A 1963-nucleotide genomic window follows, 5' to 3' on the forward strand; every position below is an offset into this window, starting at 1 on the left:
ATATGGTAGGAGAGCGTTCTGTAAGCCTGCGAAGGTGTCTTGTAAAGGATGCTGGAGGTATCAGAAGTGCGAATGCTGACATGAGTAGCGATAATGGGGGTGAAAAGCCTCCACGCCGTAAGCCCAAGGTTTCCTGTTCAACGTTCATCGGAGCAGGGTGAGTCGGCCCCTAAGGCGAGGCAGAGATGCGTAGCTGATGGGAAGCAGGTTAATATTCCTGCACCGTCGTATGATGCGATGGGGGGACGGATCGCGGAAGGTTGTCCAACTGTTGGAATAGTTGGTTTCTGTCTCATAGAAGGCGCTTAGGCAAATCCGGGCGCGGAATTCAAGGGGATGGGACGAGTGAACTTGTTCACGAAGCAATCGGAAGTGGTTCCAAGAAAAGCCTCTAAGCTTCAGTCATACGAGACCGTACCGCAAACCGACACAGGTGGGCGAGATGAGTATTCTAAGGCGCTTGAGAGAACTCGGGAGAAGGAACTCGGCAAATTGGTACCGTAACTTCGGGAAAAGGTACGCCCCGGTAGCTTGATTGGTTTACTCCATGAGGGTGAAAGGGTTGCAATAAACTGGTGGCTGCGACTGTTTAATAAAAACACAGCACTCTGCAAACACGAAAGTGGACGTATAGGGTGTGACGCCTGCCCGGTGCTGGAAGATTAAATGATGGGGTGCAAGCTCTTGATTGAAGTCCCAGTAAACGGCGGCCGTAACTATAACGGTCCTAAGGTAGCGAAATTCCTTGTCGGGTAAGTTCCGACCTGCACGAATGGCGTAACGATGGCCACACTGTCTCCTCCCGAGACTCAGCGAAGTTGAAATGTTTGTGATGATGCAATCTACCCGCGGCTAGACGGAAAGACCCCATGAACCTTTACTGTAGCTTTGCATTGGACTTTGAACCAATCTGTGTAGGATAGGTGGGAGGCTTTGAAGCGGGGACGCTAGTTCTCGTGGAGCCAACCTTGAAATACCACCCTGGTTTGTTTGAGGTTCTAACCTTGGTCCGTTATCCGGATCGGGGACAGTGCATGGTAGGCAGTTTGACTGGGGCGGTCTCCTCCTAAAGTGTAACGGAGGAGTTCGAAGGTACGCTAGATACGGTCGGACATCGTGTTGATAGTGCAATGGCATAAGCGTGCTTAACTGCGAGACTGACAAGTCGAGCAGGTACGAAAGTAGGACATAGTGATCCGGTGGTTCTGTATGGAAGGGCCATCGCTCAACGGATAAAAGGTACTCTGGGGATAACAGGCTGATTCCTCCCAAGAGTTCATATCGACGGGGGAGTTTGGCACCTCGATGTCGGCTCATCACATCCTGGGGCTGTAGCCGGTCCCAAGGGTATGGCTGTTCGCCATTTAAAGTGGTACGTGAGCTGGGTTTAAAACGTCGTGAGACAGTTTGGTCCCTATCTGCCGTGGGCGTTGGAAATTTGAAGGGGGCTGCTCCTAGTACGAGAGGACCGGAGTGGACGAACCTCTGGTGTACCGGTTGTCACGCCAGTGGCATTGCCGGGTAGCTAAGTTCGGAAGAGATAACCGCTGAAAGCATCTAAGCGGGAAACTTGCCTTGAGATGAGATTTCCCAGAGCCTTGAGCTCTTTGAAGGGTCGTTCGAGACCAGGACGTTGATAGGCTGGGTGTGGAAGTGCAGTAATGCATTAAGCTAACCAGTACTAATTGCCCGTACGGCTTGTCCCTATAACCTTAGCAGGTACAGAGGATAAGACGGTACAACGTTGCGTGTGTGTTGATACCATTCATTACCCAAAAATCTTTGCTTCTTCCAGATTCAGGCTTTGTCGCTCCACTGAGGACAAACGCCAGTACAAGTTATGCCTGATGACCATAGCAAGTTGGTCCCACCCCTTCCCATCCCGAACAGGACCGTGAAACAACTTTGCGCCGATGATAGTGCTGCAACCAGTGTGAAAGTAGGTTATCGTCAGGCTTGTTAT

At 51.2% G+C, this 1963-nt stretch carries 2 rRNA genes; both read left to right on the forward strand.

Going from position 1 to position 1963, the window contains the following annotated elements:
* Positions 1-1706, forward strand: a 23S ribosomal RNA gene (locus ACQ4W4_RS27535); the annotation flags it as partial.
* Between the two features lie 137 nt (positions 1707-1843).
* Positions 1844-1956: ribosomal RNA gene (gene rrf / locus ACQ4W4_RS27540) — 5S ribosomal RNA — on the forward strand.
* The last annotated feature ends 7 nt before the right edge of the window (positions 1957-1963 follow it).

Origin of the sequence: Janthinobacterium glycogeni, assembly GCF_051380725.1 — a bacterium.
Lineage (GTDB): Bacteria > Pseudomonadota > Gammaproteobacteria > Burkholderiales > Burkholderiaceae_D > Janthinobacterium.